Origin of the sequence: Citrobacter sp. S46_ASV_140 (genome assembly GCF_018919545.1) — a bacterium.
In the GTDB taxonomy this organism is placed as follows: domain Bacteria; phylum Pseudomonadota; class Gammaproteobacteria; order Enterobacterales; family Enterobacteriaceae; genus Citrobacter; species Citrobacter braakii.
Map to the genome: position 1 here is coordinate 1 of NZ_JAHLRC010000281.1, position 837 is coordinate 837.

Genomic DNA, 837 nt, shown 5'->3' on the forward strand with positions numbered 1-837 from the left:
GTATTTATACAAAGCTGTCGCTTCTGGTCAGAATCTTAAGTCTGCAGAGATTCGTTGGTACAAAATCAATGATGCCGGTCAGGAAGTTGAATACTTCAATATGTTTCTGGAAGGGGTGCGGATTGTCTCCGTTTCTCCCTCGATGGCTGGTCCAGAGGACATGAATAATAACCATCTTGAAACCATAGAATTACGCTACGAAAAAATCACCTGGAAGCATTGCGACGGGAACATTATCTATACCGACGCATGGAATGACCGGCAGACGGCATAATGGGGGATTGAATGGACACAACTGAAGAGGCGAATGGAACCTATTGGTATCATGGTCACGCTAACGTAACGTCGGGTGAACTGTTTGATTTGATATTCATTGAGCAGTTGGCAGATTCATTAGGTATCACCACGGAAGCTGTTATGCTGGTTTTGATCGGTCAACCATTTATTCCTGTCAAAGGAAAACTATCAGCAGCCACGAACACTCCAGGCACTAGTATTGCATCAATTCTATGTAGAAAACTTCTGAAAGGGGCTCGGTTCCCGTTTGGTTTAAGACTACACGCTCCTATGGGGAAGTTTTCCAAATTGAAGATGGTTCCAACAAACCAAATAGCAACTTACATAGGCCGTTGGGTTCCTTTTGTCGGGCATGCTCAGTTAATCGTGCTTTTGTTCGCGGTGACAAAACATACCCGCGATAAATACAACCTCATCGCACGACCCAAAGATCGCATACAGTGGACATCTTTCTGATGAGAAATTATGAAGCTGAAGTTATTGAGTACATCATGAAGAATTACCCAATCAGGGAACGTTGGTTTAGGCCTGGTCTTAAGC

General features: G+C 43.8%; 2 protein-coding genes. Both read left to right on the forward strand.

Features of this window, described 5'->3' with window-relative positions:
* On the forward strand, positions 1-274 hold a 274-nt coding region (gene tssD, locus KQJ19_RS23770), incomplete at its 5' end, for a type VI secretion system tube protein TssD (RefSeq protein WP_216404290.1).
* A gap of 11 nt (positions 275-285) precedes the next feature.
* Positions 286-753, forward strand: a complete 468-nt coding sequence (locus KQJ19_RS23775; protein WP_016152047.1) for an STM2901 family protein — start codon at positions 286-288, stop codon at positions 751-753.
* Positions 754-837: the final 84 nt, after the last annotated feature.

Excerpts from the sequence above, each read along its gene's own strand:
- KQJ19_RS23775 (WP_016152047.1), top strand. The coding sequence starts at position 286 with ATGGACACAACTGAAGAGGCGAATGGAACCTATTGGTATCATGGTCAC.